Origin of the sequence: Stenotrophomonas pavanii (genome assembly GCF_900101175.1) — a bacterium.
GTDB lineage: Bacteria > Pseudomonadota > Gammaproteobacteria > Xanthomonadales > Xanthomonadaceae > Stenotrophomonas > Stenotrophomonas pavanii.
Genome location: NZ_FNFQ01000002.1, coordinates 194,688 through 212,970, shown reverse-complemented (window position 1 = coordinate 212,970; position 18,283 = coordinate 194,688). Strand labels below are relative to the sequence as shown.

Genomic DNA, 18,283 nt, shown 5'->3' with positions numbered 1-18,283 from the left:
GGCTCCCGCTTGGCGCCCAGAAACCGAAGGAATGCCGGCCAGCGGCCGGCACGCCCCGCAGCCAGGCTTGGCCTGGCTCTATCCTTCGGGTTTCACCCGAGCGACCCGTTTCCGGTACTCGTACACATTGTCGCCGCGGATGCGCTTCTCCTCGGTGCCGGTGACCCGGCCCACCTGCTGGTCCGAGCCGGTGACCGGCTTGGCCTCGATGGCGGTCTCGTGCTCGAAGGAATGCGATTTATCGGTGTTGCGGTAATAGCGGTACAGCGCCCAGTACAGCGCGGTTGCGCTGGCCGGACCTGCCGCCAACAGCCAGAGGCCACTGTCGTCGCTCATGTGGTTGCCACCAGGAAGGCAATTGCGAGGGCTTCAATGATGGTGCCGGTGGCCAGTGCCGCCAGCAGCATCTTCCATTGCTGCACGGGCACGCTGCCCATGGCTTCGCCGGTACGGCCGTTCACCGCGATGTAGTGCAGCATGCCGCCGTTCTTTCCAGGCTGGTGGTAGGAGTACAGCCACACCGGCAGGTACATCGAGACCCAGCGGGTGCCGTGCACGTCCAGCTGTTCCTGTTCCCAGCGCACGCCACGGTTGTAGCGCCTCACCGACCCTTCCACCTGCGCACGGGCGATCGACAGCAGCTGGTCTTCCAGCCGCGGCCGCAGCTTTTCCACATCCAGGTTGCGTTTTTCAGAGGTGAAGCCGGCCAGGTACGAGGCGTTCCACTTCACCGCGTTCTTGGTGTCGAACGGCAGGATGGTGTTGATGATGTTGTTGGTGTTGGCGCGGGTATCAAGATTCCCGCGCTCGGCCGAGGATTCCAGCGGCAGGTCATCGACGGTGAAATCCACCTGGCGCTCGACCTGGTAGACATCGGCATCGTACAGGGTGCGCTTGTTCTTCTCGCTGCCCACCGTGTACTCGCGCGTCTTGATCTCGCCCTTGCCGGCCACGGCCGCGCTGACATTGCTGTCGACGATCATGTAGGGCAGGAACACGCCCACCACGTTTTCCGGGGTGAACTGGTCCTTGAACGCCTTCAGCGCGAACATGCGGCGCTTGTCGACGAACTGGCGGATGCGCGCGACCGCATCGTCCTTCCTGATATGGAACGGCAGCACCGCATCGGGCACCGCGCCATTGCTGATCTGTTCGTTGACGCCGAACACATGGCGGCACCAGTGGCAACGCGCCGTCATCGTGCTCTCGGTATTGACCGTGACCTCGGCGCCGCAGCCGGTGCATTTGAACGTCATCAGTGCCGAGGTGTCGGCATCGATGTCACGCGCACCGGAGGCGATGACCGTGCCGCGCAGCTGGTCGATGGCCTCGCCCAGGCCGAATTCTTCCTCGACCCGCGCGCCATGCCATTGGTGACGGCAGTACAGGCAGACGAGGATGTCAGTGCCGGGCTTGGGACGGATGTCGCTGGCGCCGCACTTCGGGCAGCGGTTGAGGCCGTCCTTCAGTTCGCTGGCCGAGGTGTCGATGGCCACCGGGTCAGGCGCTTCCACTTCATCGCGGATGGCCTGCGGCAGTTTCGAGGTGTCCAGCGGGAAGCTGCCGGGCAGGGGAGGGACGTCCTGCGGCGAACCGGGCCCATCCAACGACGCCGCCGGCAGGGGCGGCGGCGTCGCGGGCGCGGATCCGGGCAGCGGCGGTGGGCCGTTTCGGGGATCGGACATGTGGGTCGTGCGTCCTGCCGTTACAGGCCCAGTGCCTTGGCTTTCAGGGCGTCATAGTCGCCCTGGGTGATCAGCCCCAGGTCCAGCATTTCCTTGGCCTTCTTCAGCTTGGCCACCGGGTCGTCCGCGGCCGGGGCGACCGGCTGCTGCATGCCGCCGACACCGAACATCCCCGAGGCCATGCCGACGCCGACCAGGCCTGCGGCACCGCCGTTCTCGCCGGCCGACTGGATGCCCTGGGCGACGCTGGCCTGCAGGTTGGAATTGCCGCGCGAACCGGACAGGGCATCGGCACGCTGCACGGTCTTCAGCAGTTCGCGGGTGTTGGCGTCGTACTCGATCGAAACGATGGCGGTCTTGACGATGGCCAGGCCACGATCGCTCTGCCACTGGTAGGCCTGCTCGACCGCAGCCGACAGGCTCTGCGCGAAGCCGATCGAATCCTGCTGCAACCGGGTAATGCGGTTGCCCTTGCCCGGATCGTTGGTATACAGGCTGAAGGCCGGGGCCAGCGAACCGACCACTTCATTGAACAGCTGGCTGGCGGCGGCGTTGTCCAGATCGGTGAAGTCGAACACCTGGCCGGGCTGCAGGTAGCTGGCCGGCACGAAGTTCTTCACGAACAGGATCGGGTCGACGATCTTCAGCGTGTACGAGCCGCGCGTGACCGCGCCGACCTGCGTGTTGAGGAAGCCGTCGTCCCAGTAGATTTCCGACTGGGTACCGAAGCGGTTGTCCGGCAGCTCCTTCAGCGAAACGAAATAGGCAGCCTGCTGCGAGCCCGGCTGGCCGCCGAACTTGAAGCGTTCCCAGCTCTGCTTGATGAAGGTGCTGACCAGGCCGTCGCCGGCGAAGATCGACTGCGAGTTCAGGTCGTCCGAACGCCACTCGTAGCCACCCGGTTCGGCGACGAACGCGGTGATGGCGCCGTCCTGGAACAGCAGCAGGCCGTAGCCCTCTGGCACGATGATCTTCGAGCCGTTGCTGATGATGTTGGACGAGCCGCTGGTGTTGGAGCCGCGGCCGGCGTTGGTGCCGCGCGGCACCGCCGCGAACAGGGCCGCCGTGGAAGGCAGGCCCGTCGGCACGGTGTAGAAGTCCTTCCACTGGTCGGCCAGCACGCCGCCGACCGCACCCTTCACCGCCTGTACCAGACCCATGTCCAACTCCCTGTGATTCAAGGGCAGGCACCATGCCTGCCGAACTGGACTGAATATAGCAGCGGGCAGCGACCGCTGTGGTGCCGGAAGATGAATCCGGATCAGGCGCCGCCGGTGGCCGGCGGGGTGCCCCGGATCGCCTGCAGTACCGCCGCCATGTCCTGGCCTCCCAGGCCCATCTGCTGTGCCCGGGCGAACAGCGCATCGCTGGCGTCGATCAGGGGTGCCTGCATGCCTGCCTCGCGCGCCGCCGCAGCCACCAGCCCGCTGTTCTTCAGCACGTCGGTGATCGAGGCCTGCACGGCGAAGTCTTCCCTGATCATCTTGTCCAGCTTGATCCGCGATACGTCGCTGGCCATCGGCCCGGCGTTGAGCACTTCGGCAAAGCGCTCCAGGGCAATGCCGTGGACCTCGGCAAAGCGCACGGCCTCGCCCAGTGCGGTGACCAGCGTGATCAGATACAGGTTCACCGCCAGTTTCATGCGCAACGCCGCGGGTACCTGGCCGCACGCCACGCACTGCCGGCCCAGCGGCGCAAACAGCTGCGATGCTTCTGCAACGTCAGCCGCATCGCCGGCCAGCATGATGACCAGCTGCGCGGACTCGGCCTGAAGCCGTGAACCGGAGACCGGCGCCTCCACGTAGCGCCCGCCGGCCGCGCGGATCTGTTCGCCCAGTGCCTGGGAATACTCCGCCGAGCTGGTGCCCATGTTGATCACCAGGCGGCCTTCGACGCGGGCAGCGAACGCAGGGCCGTTTCGTGACAGGACCGCGTCGATGGCCGGGTCGTTGGCAAGCATCAGGACGATCGTTGCGCATGCATCGAACACGTCCCCGGCGGCCGCTGGGACGCGGATGCCGGCGGCGCGGGCGGTGGCATGGTTGCGGTCGGAGCGGGACCAGCCCCAGAGCATGTGGCCGGCGCGCGCCAGGTGCGCTGCCATGGGCATGCCCATGACGCCAAGGCCGATGAATCCGATGGGCATGATGGGCGTCCACTGGCGGCAGGGACGCCATCATGCCACGGCGCCTCGCCGCTACAGCATGTACGGAATCTTGAATGCCAAGGTGAAGTCGGGGGCATCCGGTGTCAGCCCGATGCCCAGCAGCGTGACCAGCGTGGTGTGCGCGTTGAGCGCATAGGTCACGCCCAGGTTCAGTGACGCCGCATTGGCGTCGCTGCCGATCACCTTCATCCACTTTCCACCCTGGAAGCGGGTGGAGGCACGGGCGCTGATGCGGTCACTGAAGGACAGGCTGAGGCTGGTGCGCTCGTTGAATGCAAAGGCGACGCCCGCACCGAAGTAGACAGAGCCGCCCAGTTTCACGTCACCCGGGTTGAGCGTATCGGGATTGCTGTCGATATCACTGAAGCCACGCGGGAACGAATGCACATAGCCGAGGTTGGCGAACAGGATGGCCGGATCGGCGGTCTTGACCATCGACAGGCCCACATTGGCCTGCCACACGCCATTGCCGGTGGGCTGTTCCTTGGGCACGGCGAAGCGGATGTAGTCATCGTCGTCGCGCTCGATCACCTTCCAGTCCAGGCCGTAGGGTGCGCGCCCGGTGGGAGCGGTGACGCCGGCGGTGAGCACGGTCTCCGGGCGCCAGCCGCGTTCGCCGAACAGCCGGTAGTTCGCGCTCAGGCCGATGTCGCCGAGGCCGTTGCCGTTGGTCTGCTCCTGCGCGATGGCGGCTGCCGCACCCCCGGCGCCACCCTTCTGGTAGACCGTGCGCCGCGCCAGGTACGGCACATCCAGGTTGAGCGTCAGGTTCGGGCTGACGCCCCAGCGGGCGGCCAGGTTGTAGGTGAGCGAATCGGATTCAACGTTTTCGATGGCGATGTTGCCGAGGAAGATCGCGTCCAGCGCCAGGAAGCCATTGAGGGTGAGCTGCTTGCGGTCATAGCGTGCGTAGGTGAGGCTGTTCTCGACGGTGAAGCGGCGCGAGAACAGCGCCGACTGCTGTTGCTTCACATCATCCACGCTGCGCCGCGATTCCTGCCTTGCCTGCTGTGCCTCGGCGGCGCTGCTGGCATAGCCCTCGGTGCCCGGCGAAGCCTGCGCGGTCGGGCCTTGCTCGCCGGCCGCAGGCGGGGCCATCGGTCCGACCTTCCCGTTCAATCGCGCCTGCATCGCCTGCACCTGCATGTCCAGTTCGCGCAGCCGCCGCACTTCCTGTGCGTAGCTGGATTTCAGCTGCTCCAGCTGGTTGGCCAGGGCCTGCACGTCGGCGCCATCATCCGCCGGTGGTGTGGCGAAGGCGGTGCCCGCCAGCGCCGCCAGCGCCAACGGGGTGATCCTCATCAAGGTGTGCATGTTCGTGTCCTGCGTTGTGGAACGCTCCCCCAACGCCGTGCCGCTGTTACCGGCCCGGCCCCATGCCGCGGTTCAGCGCGATTGCCTGGGCCACGTTCTGGCTCAACGGCAGGTTGCCGCCCACGGTGTCCCTTACCAGCTCCAGCCGCAGCTGGTTGCTGGCGATCTGGCCGTCTGCGGCCAGGGCGATGCCCTGGCCGACGCTGCCATTGCGTATCCATTGCTGGACCAGGCCTTGGCCATCCACCTGCAGCTGCAGGCGAGCCTGGTTGCCGTCCAGCACCGCGGCGGCCGACATGCCGGCAGCCTGCGCACTGATCGAATGCGGGCCGTCACCCGGCGGGGCCGGCACCGCGCCATTGCGTACCACCAGCGTGGTCGCATTGCGGGCGACGTTGCCATCCCCGGCCACCTGCACGCTCTGCACCAGGCCGCTGGCATTGGCCAGGCCGCTGCTGTCGATGTGGCGACCCTGCGTTTCCGGCAGTGGCGCGTCCGCAGCCGTCACGTGCACGCTGGGCTGGAAGCTCAGCGTCGGGCTGCCGCCGCCGCGGAAGTCCATGCCCAGGGTCAACGCACCCTGCAGCATGCTTCCGTTGCCGGCCTGCCACTGCGAGACCATCGTCACCCCGAACCACGCCACGGTATTGCCGCCCACGGTGTAGCGGCCACGCATCAGGCTCAGTTCGGGATCCGGAATCTCCTTCAGGCCGTGCCCGGGCGCAGCCTCTGCCGGCTGCAGATGCAGGGCGGGGCATGCCAGCAGCAGTACCATCAACAGGCGGTGGCGGAACATGGCGAAGCCTCCTTCAGAACAGGTCGGCGTGGCTGAAGCCGAAGTCGACCAGTTCGGCATCGGTGATGGGCCCCTGTCGCGCATAGAGCGCGCGGGCACTGGGCCGTTCGCTGGGTTGCAGCAGGACCGTGTTGCGATCGAAGTCACTGCCGATCACCACGAAAACCGCACGTGATGGCCAGGCGGCCAGGAATTCGGGCAACGCCAGGCTGCGGTTGCCCAGGATCGGATCGGCCACTTCGACCACGCCCTCGCGCACCTGCTTGAGCACCACGAAGTGGCGGAAGCCGCGCACGTCCATCAGCACAAGGCCGGGAACGCGAAGTGTGCGCAGGCGCGCTTCATCGATGCGGTAGCCACGCCCACGCATGCCCAGCGATTCCACATAGCGCTTGATGTCGAGCAGGGAAAAGCCGCGCTCGGCCACCAGCGCCGGATCGGACACCCCCATCATTCCCTCGATCACCGTCGCTTCGTCGGTCTGCAGGTGGTAGGCATGGCGCAGGATCGTCGCCAGTGCAGCGGCCCCGCAGCTGTAATCGGTATGCTGCCGCACCACGTTGCGGTAGCGCCGTTCCTGCATGCTTTCGACCTTCTGCTGCAGCAGCGCGCCGTTGGGCAGCACGCCAGCGAAGCCGACGTCGCCCGCCCGTGCAGGCGCGCCGCCCAGCAACAGCACGCAGGCCAGCAGGCACAGCGAGAGACGGTGGCCGATCATCGCGTTCTCCGGCAGCAGGGGGGAGCCCCTGTCCCAAGGGGGAGGAGGAACAGGGGCTCCCGGGGACCCGGCCGTTGGCGGACGGCCGGGGTGGTGCGCTTACTCGCCGCTGCCGCCACCGCCGCCGGTGCCGGGCTGGGCGACTGCCAGGGCCAGGCTGTTGGCCTGCAGATTGCCGGTGCCCGCCGCCACGTTCACGCCGATGTTGCCGGAGGCACCCGAGAAGGCGCTGCCGGACAAGGCCGACGTGTTGGTGGCATCCACGTTCACCCAGCGCGTGGTGCTGACCGTGCCGCTCAGGCTGGCGTACAGATCGGCCACGCCCAGTTCGACGAACTGGCTGGTGCCGCTTTCACGCGTATCGAAGCCCAGGCCGCCGACCCCCGGCCGGTTGGGGTTCATCGTGGCGTTCTGGATCTCGTTGTCCAGGTCGATGTGGCCGGTACTGTTGCCACCGGGATGCGGCAGGGCGCCGTTCCATGTATCCAGGTAGTAGTTGGCCATCTGGTAGGCGTTGCCGGTGCCGCGATAGGTGCCGGCGCCATAGCCCCAGGTCAGGCCGCTGACGCCGCCATGCAGGCCGACCTGCACGGTATCGGTATAGGACTGCACGAAGCCGGCGTTGCTGACCGTGTTGCCGGTGGACACCTGGTTGGAACTGATGCTCGACTGCGCCATTGCCGTGGTCGCGACCGAGGCCGCGAGCGCGTTCTTCTGCTCGTTGTTGTTGCCCGAAGCGATGTTGACGCCGATGTTGCCGGACGCGCCGCCGAAGGCATTGCCACTGAGGCCGGCGGCGTTGGTGACGCCGGAGTTCATGGTGGCGTTGCCGAATCCAGCCTGGTTGACGAACACCTCGGCGTCGGCCATGCCGAAGCTGAAGGATGCATCGGCAGCAGACAGCGAGGCCGCGTTGTCCTGGGCATTGTTGTCGCCGGATACCACGTTGAAGCCCAGGTTGCCGGAGGCACCGGCACCGACGCTGTCACCGATCGATGCACGGTTGGTCACCAGGCTGTTGCTGGTGGCGTTGTTGCTGATCGACTGGCGGTTGTCGATCACCGCAATGGCTGCAGAATCGAGGTCGATGTCGCCGGTGATGTTCGGGTCGCCGGAGAAACTGATGTCGGTACCCAGCCGCAGGTCCTTCTCCAGGTTCACGTCGACGCCGTGGTTGTTCTTCTCCTTGCGCTCGTCGGCCTGGATGTTGCTGTGCTTCTGCACATTGACGTTGACGGTGCGGTTGCGCACGTCGTTGTCGGTGTGGTTGTGGGTGTCGTTGCGGGTTTCGCTGACGGTGTGGGTGTGGTTGATGTTCGCGTTGGCGTTCTGGTTGTCCCAGCCATTGGCCGCAGCGGCGGTCGAGGCAGTGGCAATCGCCATGGCGAGCATGGTCCGTTTGACGGTCGCTTTCATGGTGCCCTCTCTCTCATTGGGTGGTGCATCGGTTGGGTGGTCGTCACGGACGGTCCTGCACGACCAGGCCCAGTACATTGGCCGTGTCGTTGGCGTTGCCCGCGATCTGGTTGAGTTGCAGGACACCGTCGAATCCCCGCAGCGCGGTGCTGGTGACACCGGCGCTGCGGGTGCCGGTCGCGGTGCCGTCACCGGCACCCTCCCGCTCCCCTGCGAACGCGTAACCTTCGGCAGCCAGGGCCGTATCGTCGGTTTCGCGTATGCCCTGTCGCGCCAGCGTCGCACTGACGACGTTGAGCGTCGTGTTGGCGGTGCCACTGGCCTGGTTGATGGATGCGATGCCGCTGGCACCGGCCAGTGCCGTGCCGTCGATGCTGGCAGCGGCGTGCATCGGTGCGCCCAGCACGCGGTTGCCGCCGCGTCGTTGCAGGTGGCTGATCGAGACGTCGGCACGTTCGCCGGTAGCGACGCCACGCAGGTTGGCCTGCAGGTTGAGGTCGCCGGCCGCCTGGTTCACCGCGATCGCGCCGCCTGCACCGGCCAGGGCGTGGCCGTCGATGCGGGTCACGTCGAGGTAGGCGAGCATGCCGCTGTACTCGTCGGCCTGCGCCATCAACGGCGTGGCGGACAGGATCAGCAGCAGCCAGCGCACCCGCTTCACTTGCCACCTGCCGGGGCCGGGCCCTGCAACGGGAACTGGGCGAGGGCGCCGCGCACAGTATCGGCGACACCGCGGGTGCTGCCGCCGACCGCGCCGAGCGGGCCACCCAGGGCGCCCCCGAGACTGCCGCCGACATTGCCGTCGCCACTGCGGCCGAGCGTGCCGCCCAGGGCCTGCTGGGTGATCCGTTCGACGGTGGTGCCACCGGGTGCGGCGACGGACGCTGCCTGGCCTGCACCGATGCCGGCATACTCCTGTTCGCTCAGTTCATCCATCCCGCTCGCCGCACCAGCGGTGCCCAGGGCCATGGCGATTTCGCGCTGCGGCTTGGGATCGGCGATCAGCGCCATGCCCGGCGGTGCCATGCGATAGGCTGGCCGCGCCGATACGTCCCGCAACAGCACGATCTCGCCGGCCTGCGCCTTCACGCCCTGGCGGGCACCGGACGCGGAGGCGCCCGCGCCGATCGACAGCAGGGCCAGTGCCAGTGCTGTGGCGGGGCCGCGAAACAGGGTGGTGCCGTTCATGCCGACCTCCCGCGATGGGTGCGGCGGAACAACGCATCAACCGTGCCAACCTCGAAGTGACCGCCTGCCAATGCCCAGGCCGTGCTGCGCTGCACGCTGCTGCTGCCGCCGTGTTACAGGCACGTCGCGGGATTGTTGGGATTTCGGAGCCCCAGCCACCGCAGGGCTTGGGCGGCGGACGACTGTCGCAGGGGTGTTACAGGTCGCGCCGCAGTGTGAAACGGCGCCGCTTCAGCCGGGAATTTCTTGACGCACTGCTCATTGCGCCGCCGTTTAGGGAGGCGCTAGGATCCGCCCAACAAGGGCCGCCGCGGTGGCCGTAGAGGTCCCGGCGGGGGGCGGCACGCCGGTGATTGCCTGACAGTCCGCCGACGGTGTCCGGATGCTGGGGGAAGCATGGCAGCGGTCCCGGAGGCTTCTACGTCACGTTGCGTGCTCTGGTTCGGCGAGCCGCTGGCGGACGAGCGCAGTGCGCTGGCGGCCGCAGGCTGGTACGTGCGCCGCATCCATCCCGACCCGGCGATGGCGATCGGGCTGCGCGGGCGTGATCGGCTGCTCGCCGTGCTGGATCTTCGCCATCTGGATGCGCCTGCACTGCAGTTGTTGGCGCCATGGATCGAACAGCACGCGCATCTGCCGTGGCTTGCGGTGCTGCCGCCCGGCGCGGGGCCTACGCCTGCGCCGTGGCTGCCCTTGCTGCAGCGTTGCATCTCGCGGTTCACCCTGCCGTTCGGCCTGCAGGACCTGGTGGCTGCGATGCGCCAGCAGTTCGACGCCGATGATCCAACCGCCGACGAAGTGTGCAACGGGCAAGGGCCGCGCACACTGATCGGCGAGAGTCCTGCGCTGCACGCGGTGCGCACCGTGCTGCACAAGTTCGCGCCGGTGGAACTGCCGGTGCTGGTCACCGGCGAAACCGGCACCGGCAAGGAACTGGCCGCACACGCGCTGCATGCGCTGTCGGGGCGTGCCGGCAGGCCGTTCATCGCGGTCAACTGCGGTGCCATTCCGGCCAGCCTGGTGCAATCGGAGCTGTTCGGCCACGAGCGCGGCTCGTTCACCGGTGCCGACAAGCGCCAGATCGGCGTATTCGAAGCCGCATCCGGCGGCACGGTGTTCCTTGACGAGGTGGGCGACCTGCCAGCCGAAGCGCAGACCAGCCTGCTGCGCGTGCTGCAGGAAGGCACCTTCGAGCGCGTCGGCAGCAGCCAGCCGCTGCGCGCGGACGTGCGCGTGCTTGCTGCCACGCACGTCGAACTGGAACACGCGGTGGCGCAAGGGCGGTTCCGCAGCGACCTCTACTACCGTCTGAACGTGCTGCGCCTGCTGATGCCGCCGCTGCGCGAGCGCGGCGCCGATGTGCAGCTGCTGGCTGAACATTTCCTGCGCTGCTTCCGGCTGCGCCACAGCGTGCGTGCACGTGGCTTTGCACCCGCTGCGCTGCAGGCGATGCGGCGTTTCGAATGGCCCGGCAACGTGCGCGAACTGCTGAACCGGGTGCAGCGGGCGGCGATCATGGCCGAAGGCGAGCTGATCAGCGAGCGTGACCTCGAACTGGGTGGGCCGGTGAATGCGCCGGGGGCGATGTTGCACGATGCCCGCGGCCAGGCCGAACGCGATGTGCTGCTGCAGACCCTGCGCCAGACCGGCTACAACGTCTCCGAATGCGCGCGGCAGATGCAGATCTCGCGGGTGACCGTGTATCGCCTGTGCCGCAAGCATCGGCTGGAGCTGCCGGCGCAGCGCTGATCAGCCGGCCGGCACGTGCTTGAACAGGCGCAGTGGCCTGCCTGGAAGACGCTCGATCACCCCCTTGGCCTCCAGGTCCAGCTGCACGGCCTTCAGCCACCAGCCCGCCGTGGCCCCTTGCGGAAACAGCGAAGCGGGCAGGTGCGGCAGCAGCGCCTGCTTCGCCTGCGGCACCGTCATCCCGGGAGGTTGCCTGGGCAAGGCGCGCAGCAGGGCCGCGCGCATGGCTGTGTACTTGGCCCGATCCACGCGCTGGATGTGCCCGGGCGTGGTGATGCTCTCGATCTCGATCCGCTCGGGGTCAGACATGGCTGTCTCCCGCGATGTCGATGCGTGGGCTGCGGAAGCCCATGGCGATCCACGCCTTCAACAGCCGGGCATAGAACCGCAGCGAGTGGGTCTTCAGGTTGGGCACATCGTCGGGAAGGACAGACGCGTCGGGAAGATCGTTGACCATCGTCCGCATCTCCACTGCGGGGCGTAGCGCGTCCGGCCACAACAGGCCATACAGGCTCAGCCAATGGCCACCGCTGAACTCCAGGAAGAGGGGCGTATTGCAGCAGCCCGCCACGACGCGGCGGCTGCCGGCCGTGCTGGACAACCGCCACGCCTGCAGCCGGGAATGCCCGGCGTCGATGCGGACGCGATCCTTGCGCTGCATTACGAAATGCGTCTGGCCCTGAGGCCCCAGCACCTGCGGTGCGCCGGGCAACGCCTGCATCCGGGCGCCGGCCCTGCGGCAGCTGTCGCAGCAGCATTCGACGGTGGCGATGGGACGGCCGGTGGTGGTCAGGCGGACCTGGCCGCACGTGCACGCAAGGGACTGTTGGGAGGGCATCTGCATCTTCTCCTGGGGTACTCAACCTCTCGACGAACGGGCGCGTGGGAAATCGACACCACCTGCCTTCAGGGTCGCGACATCCGGTAGCGGATGCGGTACAGGTCCAACCCTGCACCGTCCGCGCGCCGCGCCGAATAGGTCAAGGTGTCGGGTTGCGAGCCATCCAGCATCGCGCCGTAGCTGTCGCCGGCGGGCTCGTTCAACGGCGAGGGCAAAGCGTGGCCCGCGTCGTACCGGCCGCCATGGTCGTAGGCAATGAACTGGCGCACCGGTGCACTGCCGAAGTCCAGCGCGCGGGCAAACACCACCGTTCGCCCGTCGCCCAGGAAGGTGGCATCGAACTCCTGCGCTGCGGTATTGATGCCGCCAGCCAGCGGCCGTGCCGGCTGCGCGACGCCGCCGATCATCGCCGCGCTGTAGAGGTCATGGCCGCCGGCACCGCCCGCACGATCGCTGGAGAACAACAGCGTACGACCGTCTGGCGAGAGCATCGGCGCGAACTCATCGGCCGCGCTGTTCACTGCGGGGCCAAGATTGACTGGCTCCCCGAATCGACCGTCGTTGCCCATGCTGACCCGATACAGATCGTCGCCGCCCTGGCCGCCTGCTCGATCCGAACAGAAATACACCACGCGGCCATCGGCGGAAAAGGCGGGATCGAAGTCACGGCCCGGCGTGTTGAACGAGACCGGCGTCGCCGGCTGCCAGCGCTGCCCATCGTGGCGGGAGACCCAGATGTCATACCCGCCCGGACCGCCGGGCCGGTTGCGGCTGAACCACAGTGCGGTTTTTCCGTCCGGGCTCAAGGTCAGTCGAATCTCGTCGTACTGCGTGGATGCAACACCCGGGGCAAAGCGTTCGGCGGGGCCGACGAGCTGCAGCGGCCTTGATTGAGACGCGGCAGGCGACGCAGCAACCAGCAGCATCACGGCCAGCAGCGCCTTCATGCGCGTCGCTCGAAGTCGCTGACCCAGTTGGTTTCCCAACTGCGTCCACCATCGGCCGAAGCCGCCTGTTCCCAGCGCGCCGAACGCGGGGTGATGCGTGACCAGATCACCCGCGTCTGGATCGCGCGACCGTCGTGCTGGTCTTCGCCGAAGAAGCGGCCGACACCGGCCTCGAAGCCACCACGCAGTGGCGCGCCGATCCGGGTCGGCTCCCGGCCATCCAGCCACCAGCTCAGCCATTGCCGCTCCGCCGCATTCCAGGCGCGGATGCCCATGCCGCGCAGCGGCGCTCCAGGCATGTCCATCAGGTTGTCACCCACGTTGCCGAATCCCCCCAGCACCGGCCAGTTGTGCAGGGTGCCGTTGAACGCGTCCCACGCATCGCTGCCTGCCAGCCGAGCACGCAGGCGGCGATGGCGCACGTTCCAGTGGCCCGCCAGGAAATCAAAATCGGCCGGCGCATCCGGCAGCACCGGAAGTGCCGACGGCACCGCAGCGGTGCGGTGGAACCAGTTGCGCCAGTTCACTTCCCAGTGCGCGCCCCCATCAGCGGAGAAGGCCTGTTCCCACCACGGCACTTCGCCATGGATGTCATGCCAGCGGAACCTGACGTCGATGGGGCGCCCCTTGAAGTGGTCGCGTCCGCGGAAGCTGCCGCCATCGCCGTCGAAGGCGCCCCGCACGGGCGCTTCGATATGGGCAGGGTTGCGGCCATCGATCCACCAGATCGACCACGTGGACGACACTGGATCAAACGCGCGCACGCCCAGGCCCCTGTAGGGACCGGAGGGCAGCGCCATGACGTTGTCATCGATGGTGCCGAGCCCGCCCAGGGTGAGCCAGACCGCGCTGGCGCCGGTGAATGCCTCCCAGCGGGTATCGCCCACCAGGCGCTCCTTGAGGCGTTGGTGCCGGACCTGCCAGTTGCCCTGCAACCATTTCCAGTCAGCGGTGGGGCTGGCCAGGGCCCATCCGGAGGGCAGCGCGCTGGACGCTGTCGCTGCGGCCACAGTGGCCAGGAACTGCCGTCGATCCATCTGCGTGATCCGTTACCGAAGGTACTTCCATCGTTGCGGGTGCGAGGGGGATTGACCACGCGGATATCGGGGCTCAGGCTAAGCCACACTTATGGTGACCCAACGCCAGCTGCCATCGCTTGTCGCCATCCGCGCCTTCGAGGCGGCGGCGCGGCTGGGCAGTTTCGCCCGCGCCGCCGAAGAGCTCGATACCAGCGCAGCATCGGTGAGCTATCACGTGCGCCGGCTGGAGGCGCAGACCGGCACCTGCCTGTTCCTGCGCCATGCACAGCATGTGGAATTGACCGCCGCCGGTGCGAGCGTCGCAGTGGAGGCCACCCGGGCCTTCGACGCGCTGCGCGCCAGTTTCATGCGTGCCGCTGACATGGATGCAGCACGACTGCGCCTGTCCGTTCTGCCGACGCTGGGCACCAGCTGGTTGACGCCGCGTCTGGGCAGTTTCCGCGCGCGCCATCGAAGCATTGTGCTGGAACTGGACCTGTCGGCAGAGCCGCAGGACCTGTCCGCCGGGCGTTTCGATGCCGCCATCCGCAACGGGCAGGGTGCGTGGCCCGGGCTGCAGGCCACGCCCCTGTTCCCCAGCATTTTCACCCCGCTGTGCGCACCGGCGCTGCTGCCGGCGGCGGCCGGGCTCGGTCGCCGGGCGCTGGACGTTCCGCTGCTCGGCCGGCGCGACTGGTGGGCCCTGTGGTTCTCCGCACAGGGCGCAGTTCCGCCGCCGGCGGAGGAGAGCTTCGTCAGTCCCTTTGCGGTGGAGCATCTGGATATCGGCGCCGCCATCGCAGGTCAGGGCATCGCCATCGGCTCGCCGATCCTGTTCCAGGCCGAGCTCGACAGCGGCCGGCTGGTGCAGGCACATCCGGGTGTGGCCGGCGACGGGCGCAGCTTCTGGTTCGTGGCGCCCACTGCACGGAGCGGCAGCGCCAAGGTCACTGCATTCCGTGACTGGCTGGTCGAGCAGGCCGGCGAAGCGCGGCATGCAGCACGCCATCAACTGGCCCGCGCCGGGCTGCCATGAACCAGAGCCCCGAACTGCTGCGGCGCCTGCTGCGCGCCAAGGACCGGATCGACCACGCCAGTCACGAGGACTGGCCAGTGGCCCGCCTGGCCGAGGTCAGTGCCGTATCTGCCGCGCATTTCGCGCGCTCGTTCAAGCAGGCCTTTGGCCTGCCACCGCATCGTTACCTGCTCAGCCACCGCATCGAACGGGCCGTGGCGATGTTGCGTGACACCGATCTTCCGGTCACCGAGATCGCCGCGCAGACCGGCTGGAGCAGCCTGGGTACCTTTGGCCGCATCTTCCGCGACATCACCGGTGACAGCCCGGGCAATGTGCGCGAGCGCGAGCGCGCAGGCCAGGCGAGGGCCACCAGCGTGCCGGAATGCCATGCACGCGCCGCCCAGCGCCCGGACCTGAAGACCGCAGTTTTGGAGAAGCGACGTCGACAAGCGGTTGCTAACGTGGACCCCACCTGAGGGAGGTCCCATGACAAACACGGTGAACACGGTCGGCCTGTATGTACGCGACCAGGATGAGGCGCTCGCGTTCTACGTCGGCACGCTCGGCTTCGAAGTGCATACCGACGTGCGCAATGGCAGCTACCGTTGGCTGACGGTACGCAGCCCCGGCCAGGATGGATTCCAGCTGGGGCTGTTCGTGCCCGGTCCACCTGCCCACGACGCGGCCACTGCACAGGCGCTGCAGCAGCTGGTCGCCAAGGGGGCGATGCCGCCGCTGGTACTCGCAGTGGAGGACTGCCACGCGCGCTACGCGGAATGGCAGGCAAAGGGCGTCGAGTTCACCCAGGAACCGGTCGAACGCTACGGCGCCATCGATGCGGGGTTCCGCGACCCGTCCGGCAACGGCTGGAAGATGATCGAAGCCCGCTCCGAAGCGAGGCGCCGTCCATGAGCCGGGGTCGCTGGGCGCGGCCCGTGCATCGCTGGACCTCGATCGTCTTCACCCTGGCGGTGATCGCCAACTTCGCCGTGCGTGGGCTGGGGCACGGCGAGCCTGCAGCGTGGATCACCTATTCGCCGCTGCCGCCGTTGTTCCTGCAGCTGTTCACTGGCCTGTACCTGTTCGCGCTGCATTACGCCGGGAAACGCCGCAGCGCCGCACTGGGCGCTGCGGGCTGAGGCCGCCTCAGGCGGCGACGTCGGCGGCGTAGGCCGCAAGCAATGCCGGCAGCTGCTCCATGCGCTGGAAGATCACTTTCGCGCCCGCAGCGCGCAGGGCCTCGGGCGTACTGTGGTGCGGGCCGCCTTCGCTGAAGCCGAACACGGTGGCGCCAGCGGCAACGCCGGCAGTGGCGCCGGTAACGGTGTCCTCGATGACCGCACAGCGCGCCGGGTCCACACCCAGCGCGGCGGCCGCGGCCAGGTACACGTCCGGGTGCGGCTTGGTCCGCGGCATGTCCTGGCCGCTGAACACGTTGTTGCCGAAGGCATCCAGCATGCCAACCTTGCCCAGCTGCAGTTTGACCTTGAACAGGTCGGCGCCGGAGGCGCAGGCAATGCGGCCACCGGTAGCCGCAGCAATCGCACGCACGGCCTCGGGCGCCCCCTGGATCGGCTCCAGATCCCGTTCCAGCGCCCGGTTGCGCTGCTGGCGGAACTCCTCCAGCCATTCCTCGGTGAACGGCTTGCCGGTGCGCTCTGCGATCAGCCCGGCCAGATGGGCCACGGACTGGCCGAGGAAGACTTCACCCGCCTGCGCCGGGGTCAGCGCCCAGCCGCGAGCGGTCAGCATTTCCGAAAGGACCCGGGCCACCAGTGGCTCGGAATCGACCAGTACGCCGTCACAGTCGAACAGCACGGCATCGAAGGGGAAACGGGACATCTACTACTCCGGAACAGCCAAAAGGGCGACGTACGCGTCATTTTCCCACAGGAGGGCGGGCAGGGCACGCTAGCCACAGGCCTTGGTGCCGGCGCTGCTGATGCAGCGGCGCATCCGTGCCGAGGGCGTGCACCATCACCTCATCAGTGCCAGCATCGCCGGCGCGGTGACGCTGGTGGCCGGTAGCTGCGTGCTTCCCATCCTGGCGTTGCACTTGCCTGCGGCAATCTCGCCTGGCGAGTTCATCATGCCGGTTTTCGATGGGCCCGCGCAGTTGCAGATTGCCAGCCTGATCGTGCTGGTGTGCTGCGCACTGGCCACGTTTGCCGGCCTTTGGGCCAGCGAGCTGTCACCGCGACCCGCATCGATGGTGCGCACGATGGTGGTGTCGCTGGTCCTGCTTGCTACCTCCCTGCTGATCAGCCTGGCCGGCGTGGCGTATCTGCTGCGAATGCTGTCCGCTGGGGTACCGACGATCGGGCGCGGGCTTGCCTTGGCCGTGCTCATCGGCGCCGTACTGCAGTTCCTGTTCGCCAGAGTGCTGGCGTCACGATGGCTGCGCGCACAGGCATCGTGACGTTCCTCTACCCGCCGATCAGCCCAGGTCACACCCGGCCGGCTGCGGCCAGGTGGTGGCCGGCAGCATGTTCTTCAGCGAGGCCGGTGCGTTGATCGCCACGTAGCTGGCGCCCAGCAGTTCCTCCAGATCGGCGATCGTCACCAGGTAGTTGTCCAGGCTGCCCAGGTTGGCCTCGTTGGGGATGATCCAGCTGATCGCCTTGGCGGTGCCGGTGTTCGGGTCGCGGGTGATGATCGTTTTCCAGAAGAACTCCGGCGTCGGGATGCCGTGGCTGGCCAGGAAATAGTCGTTGGCAGCATCGCCGTACACCACGCCACCGTAGACGTCCACCGGCGCGATGTCGCGGTAGCACTCGGCCACGTTCTCGGCCTTCACCCAGATGCCCTGGTTGAAGCTGGACACCTGCGGCACGATGTTGGTCATGTAGTTGGCGCGGCGGATGTAGGTCGCGTCGTAGTCCATGTGGTTGGACGTGACCAGGTGGCCACGGTCATAACCGGACTTGATGCTGGCATAGGACGCGGTGCTGGTCTGGCCCAGGCAGCCGGCCGGCAGGTCCGGGTCCTTGTAGAAGCTGGACGGCCGTGCGGCGGAGCCGGTATCGGCCGTGAGCGTGTACTCATAGCGGGTGGCGCTGTGGATGCTGCAGTCATAGGTGAGCACGAAGCCACCCTTGTTGAGGGTGACCACCTGGGCCTGGGCAGCGCCGGCGACGGCGCTGAGGACGAACGCGAGGAAGAAGCTTGCAAGGCGCATTGCGGTTCTCCGGCAGAAGATTCAGGACGCAGCCACCCGTCACGCCCTGGCCGTGGCAAGGTCATGCGGAGATGCTGCGGAGACGGGTGCTGCGGATTGCGGTGGGACTTGACCGCGCTGTTGGGCCATCAGCCCTGCGGTGTCGTAAGCGTCACAAGCTGTCGTCTTTCGGTCAACGACGAAAAGACGAAGCTGTGACCGCCCGCAAGCACTGGAGAGGTGTCAGATCACGCGGCCGGTGGCTGAC

At 67.6% G+C, this 18,283-nt stretch carries 22 protein-coding genes; 6 read left to right on the top strand and 16 right to left on the bottom strand.

Annotation, left to right across the window (positions count from 1 at the left end; translation table 11 throughout):
• Positions 1-78: 78 nt before the first annotated feature.
• From BLS66_RS04435 to BLS66_RS04390, 10 genes are all read right to left on the bottom strand, one after another.
• Positions 79-336 carry a hypothetical protein gene (locus BLS66_RS04435; RefSeq protein WP_057494852.1) on the bottom strand — a complete coding sequence of 86 codons (258 nt, stop codon included), beginning with the start codon at positions 334-336 and terminating at the stop codon, positions 79-81.
• Positions 333-1,685 carry a hypothetical protein gene (locus tag BLS66_RS04430; RefSeq protein WP_074725197.1) on the bottom strand — a complete coding sequence of 451 codons (1,353 nt, stop codon included), beginning with the start codon at positions 1,683-1,685 and terminating at the stop codon, positions 333-335. The genes BLS66_RS04435 and BLS66_RS04430 overlap by 4 nt, the downstream gene beginning before the upstream one ends.
• A gap of 20 nt (positions 1,686-1,705) precedes the next feature.
• Entirely contained in the window at positions 1,706-2,845 is a 1,140-nt protein-coding gene (locus BLS66_RS04425) for an SPFH domain-containing protein (protein WP_049467182.1), read from the bottom strand.
• 101 nt (positions 2,846-2,946) lie between these two features.
• Positions 2,947-3,831, bottom strand: a complete 885-nt coding sequence (locus BLS66_RS04420) for an NAD(P)-dependent oxidoreductase (RefSeq protein ID WP_074725196.1) — start codon at positions 3,829-3,831, stop codon at positions 2,947-2,949.
• A 51-nt stretch (positions 3,832-3,882) separates the two neighbouring features.
• The gene (locus BLS66_RS04415; RefSeq protein ID WP_074725195.1) at positions 3,883-5,166 is read right to left on the bottom strand and encodes a transporter; all 1,284 of its coding nucleotides are present in this window, start codon (positions 5,164-5,166) and stop codon (positions 3,883-3,885) included.
• Between the two features lie 46 nt (positions 5,167-5,212).
• Complete coding sequence (locus BLS66_RS04410) at positions 5,213-5,962, bottom strand: hypothetical protein (RefSeq protein ID WP_074725194.1); 750 nt, start codon at positions 5,960-5,962, stop codon at positions 5,213-5,215.
• A gap of 13 nt (positions 5,963-5,975) precedes the next feature.
• Positions 5,976-6,680, bottom strand: coding sequence for a C39 family peptidase (locus tag BLS66_RS04405; protein WP_074725193.1), 705 nt, complete (start codon positions 6,678-6,680; stop codon positions 5,976-5,978).
• Between the two features lie 99 nt (positions 6,681-6,779).
• Positions 6,780-8,096 (bottom strand): hypothetical protein, encoded by a 1,317-nt coding sequence (locus BLS66_RS04400; RefSeq protein WP_049467190.1) that lies wholly within the window; start codon positions 8,094-8,096, stop codon positions 6,780-6,782.
• Positions 8,097-8,139: 43 nt separating this feature from the next.
• Positions 8,140-8,709: a hypothetical protein gene (locus tag BLS66_RS04395; RefSeq protein WP_401736941.1), complete on the bottom strand. Its 570-nt coding sequence runs from the start codon at positions 8,707-8,709 to the stop codon at positions 8,140-8,142.
• 44 nt (positions 8,710-8,753) lie between these two features.
• The gene (locus tag BLS66_RS04390) at positions 8,754-9,284 is read right to left on the bottom strand and encodes a hypothetical protein (RefSeq protein ID WP_074725191.1); all 531 of its coding nucleotides are present in this window, start codon (positions 9,282-9,284) and stop codon (positions 8,754-8,756) included.
• Between the two features lie 396 nt (positions 9,285-9,680).
• Here BLS66_RS04390 and BLS66_RS04385 point away from each other — a divergent pair, with 396 nt between their 5' ends.
• Complete coding sequence (locus BLS66_RS04385) at positions 9,681-11,033, top strand: sigma-54 interaction domain-containing protein (RefSeq protein ID WP_074725190.1); 1,353 nt, start codon at positions 9,681-9,683, stop codon at positions 11,031-11,033.
• Here the strand turns inward: BLS66_RS04385 and BLS66_RS04380 are convergent, their stop codons facing one another.
• From BLS66_RS04380 to BLS66_RS04365, 4 genes are all read right to left on the bottom strand, one after another.
• The gene (locus tag BLS66_RS04380) at positions 11,034-11,342 is read right to left on the bottom strand and encodes a DUF6958 family protein (protein WP_074725189.1); all 309 of its coding nucleotides are present in this window, start codon (positions 11,340-11,342) and stop codon (positions 11,034-11,036) included. It lies immediately after the preceding gene.
• Positions 11,335-11,877 (bottom strand): GFA family protein, encoded by a 543-nt coding sequence (locus BLS66_RS04375; RefSeq protein WP_074725188.1) that lies wholly within the window; start codon positions 11,875-11,877, stop codon positions 11,335-11,337. The genes BLS66_RS04380 and BLS66_RS04375 overlap by 8 nt, the downstream gene beginning before the upstream one ends.
• A gap of 62 nt (positions 11,878-11,939) precedes the next feature.
• The gene (locus BLS66_RS04370; RefSeq protein ID WP_074725187.1) at positions 11,940-12,821 is read right to left on the bottom strand and encodes a TolB family protein; all 882 of its coding nucleotides are present in this window, start codon (positions 12,819-12,821) and stop codon (positions 11,940-11,942) included.
• Positions 12,818-13,858: a hypothetical protein gene (locus BLS66_RS04365; RefSeq protein WP_074725186.1), complete on the bottom strand. Its 1,041-nt coding sequence runs from the start codon at positions 13,856-13,858 to the stop codon at positions 12,818-12,820. The genes BLS66_RS04370 and BLS66_RS04365 overlap by 4 nt, the downstream gene beginning before the upstream one ends.
• 91 nt (positions 13,859-13,949) lie before the next feature.
• Between BLS66_RS04365 and BLS66_RS04360 the strand changes: the two genes are divergently transcribed.
• Genes BLS66_RS04360 through BLS66_RS04345 form a run of 4 tightly spaced genes read left to right on the top strand, consistent with a single transcriptional unit; the run spans position 13,950 to position 15,997 of the window.
• A complete protein-coding gene (locus BLS66_RS04360; protein WP_049467206.1) occupies positions 13,950-14,876 on the top strand; it encodes a LysR substrate-binding domain-containing protein in 927 nt (308 codons plus the stop codon).
• Positions 14,873-15,334 (top strand): helix-turn-helix domain-containing protein, encoded by a 462-nt coding sequence (locus tag BLS66_RS04355; protein WP_074725185.1) that lies wholly within the window; start codon positions 14,873-14,875, stop codon positions 15,332-15,334. Before BLS66_RS04360 ends, BLS66_RS04355 begins: the two co-directional genes overlap by 4 nt.
• A gap of 10 nt (positions 15,335-15,344) precedes the next feature.
• Positions 15,345-15,770 (top strand): VOC family protein, encoded by a 426-nt coding sequence (locus tag BLS66_RS04350; protein ID WP_057494839.1) that lies wholly within the window; start codon positions 15,345-15,347, stop codon positions 15,768-15,770.
• The gene (locus BLS66_RS04345) at positions 15,767-15,997 is read left to right on the top strand and encodes a hypothetical protein (protein WP_049467211.1); all 231 of its coding nucleotides are present in this window, start codon (positions 15,767-15,769) and stop codon (positions 15,995-15,997) included. Before BLS66_RS04350 ends, BLS66_RS04345 begins: the two co-directional genes overlap by 4 nt.
• A 7-nt stretch (positions 15,998-16,004) precedes the next feature.
• Here the strand turns inward: BLS66_RS04345 and BLS66_RS04340 are convergent, their stop codons facing one another.
• Entirely contained in the window at positions 16,005-16,700 is a 696-nt protein-coding gene (locus tag BLS66_RS04340; RefSeq protein WP_049467213.1) for an HAD family hydrolase, read from the bottom strand.
• Between the two features lie 85 nt (positions 16,701-16,785).
• Here BLS66_RS04340 and BLS66_RS04335 point away from each other — a divergent pair, with 85 nt between their 5' ends.
• Positions 16,786-17,277 (top strand): hypothetical protein, encoded by a 492-nt coding sequence (locus BLS66_RS04335; protein ID WP_244152949.1) that lies wholly within the window; start codon positions 16,786-16,788, stop codon positions 17,275-17,277.
• Between the two features lie 18 nt (positions 17,278-17,295).
• Here the strand turns inward: BLS66_RS04335 and BLS66_RS04330 are convergent, their stop codons facing one another.
• Positions 17,296-18,036, bottom strand: coding sequence for a DNA/RNA non-specific endonuclease (locus BLS66_RS04330; protein ID WP_049467217.1), 741 nt, complete (start codon positions 18,034-18,036; stop codon positions 17,296-17,298).
• Positions 18,037-18,283 lie beyond the last annotated feature (247 nt).

What these genes read in the sequence shown, in the direction of transcription:
- BLS66_RS04350 (WP_057494839.1), top strand. Translation starts at nt 15,345, where the DNA reads ATGACAAACACGGTGAACACGGTCGGCCTGTATGTACGCGACCAGGAT.
- BLS66_RS04435 (WP_057494852.1), bottom strand. Translation starts at nt 336, where the DNA reads ATGAGCGACGACAGTGGCCTCTGGCTGTTGGCGGCAGGTCCGGCCAGC.
- BLS66_RS04355 (WP_074725185.1), top strand. Translation starts at nt 14,873, where the DNA reads ATGAACCAGAGCCCCGAACTGCTGCGGCGCCTGCTGCGCGCCAAGGAC.
- BLS66_RS04400 (WP_049467190.1), bottom strand. Translation starts at nt 8,096, where the DNA reads ATGAAAGCGACCGTCAAACGGACCATGCTCGCCATGGCGATTGCCACT.
- BLS66_RS04415 (WP_074725195.1), bottom strand. Translation starts at nt 5,166, where the DNA reads ATGCACACCTTGATGAGGATCACCCCGTTGGCGCTGGCGGCGCTGGCG.
- BLS66_RS04360 (WP_049467206.1), top strand. Translation starts at nt 13,950, where the DNA reads ATGGTGACCCAACGCCAGCTGCCATCGCTTGTCGCCATCCGCGCCTTC.
- BLS66_RS04430 (WP_074725197.1), bottom strand. Translation starts at nt 1,685, where the DNA reads ATGTCCGATCCCCGAAACGGCCCACCGCCGCTGCCCGGATCCGCGCCC.
- BLS66_RS04375 (WP_074725188.1), bottom strand. Translation starts at nt 11,877, where the DNA reads ATGCAGATGCCCTCCCAACAGTCCCTTGCGTGCACGTGCGGCCAGGTC.
- BLS66_RS04330 (WP_049467217.1), bottom strand. Translation starts at nt 18,036, where the DNA reads ATGCGCCTTGCAAGCTTCTTCCTCGCGTTCGTCCTCAGCGCCGTCGCC.
- BLS66_RS04395 (WP_401736941.1), bottom strand. Translation starts at nt 8,709, where the DNA reads ATGGCGCAGGCCGACGAGTACAGCGGCATGCTCGCCTACCTCGACGTG.
- BLS66_RS04345 (WP_049467211.1), top strand. Translation starts at nt 15,767, where the DNA reads ATGAGCCGGGGTCGCTGGGCGCGGCCCGTGCATCGCTGGACCTCGATC.
- BLS66_RS04425 (WP_049467182.1), bottom strand. Translation starts at nt 2,845, where the DNA reads ATGGGTCTGGTACAGGCGGTGAAGGGTGCGGTCGGCGGCGTGCTGGCC.
- BLS66_RS04340 (WP_049467213.1), bottom strand. Translation starts at nt 16,700, where the DNA reads ATGTCCCGTTTCCCCTTCGATGCCGTGCTGTTCGACTGTGACGGCGTA.
- BLS66_RS04380 (WP_074725189.1), bottom strand. Translation starts at nt 11,342, where the DNA reads ATGTCTGACCCCGAGCGGATCGAGATCGAGAGCATCACCACGCCCGGG.
- BLS66_RS04365 (WP_074725186.1), bottom strand. Translation starts at nt 13,858, where the DNA reads ATGGATCGACGGCAGTTCCTGGCCACTGTGGCCGCAGCGACAGCGTCC.
- BLS66_RS04420 (WP_074725196.1), bottom strand. Translation starts at nt 3,831, where the DNA reads ATGCCCATCGGATTCATCGGCCTTGGCGTCATGGGCATGCCCATGGCA.
- BLS66_RS04410 (WP_074725194.1), bottom strand. Translation starts at nt 5,962, where the DNA reads ATGTTCCGCCACCGCCTGTTGATGGTACTGCTGCTGGCATGCCCCGCC.
- BLS66_RS04390 (WP_074725191.1), bottom strand. Translation starts at nt 9,284, where the DNA reads ATGAACGGCACCACCCTGTTTCGCGGCCCCGCCACAGCACTGGCACTG.
- BLS66_RS04385 (WP_074725190.1), top strand. Translation starts at nt 9,681, where the DNA reads ATGGCAGCGGTCCCGGAGGCTTCTACGTCACGTTGCGTGCTCTGGTTC.
- BLS66_RS04370 (WP_074725187.1), bottom strand. Translation starts at nt 12,821, where the DNA reads ATGAAGGCGCTGCTGGCCGTGATGCTGCTGGTTGCTGCGTCGCCTGCC.
- BLS66_RS04405 (WP_074725193.1), bottom strand. Translation starts at nt 6,680, where the DNA reads ATGATCGGCCACCGTCTCTCGCTGTGCCTGCTGGCCTGCGTGCTGTTG.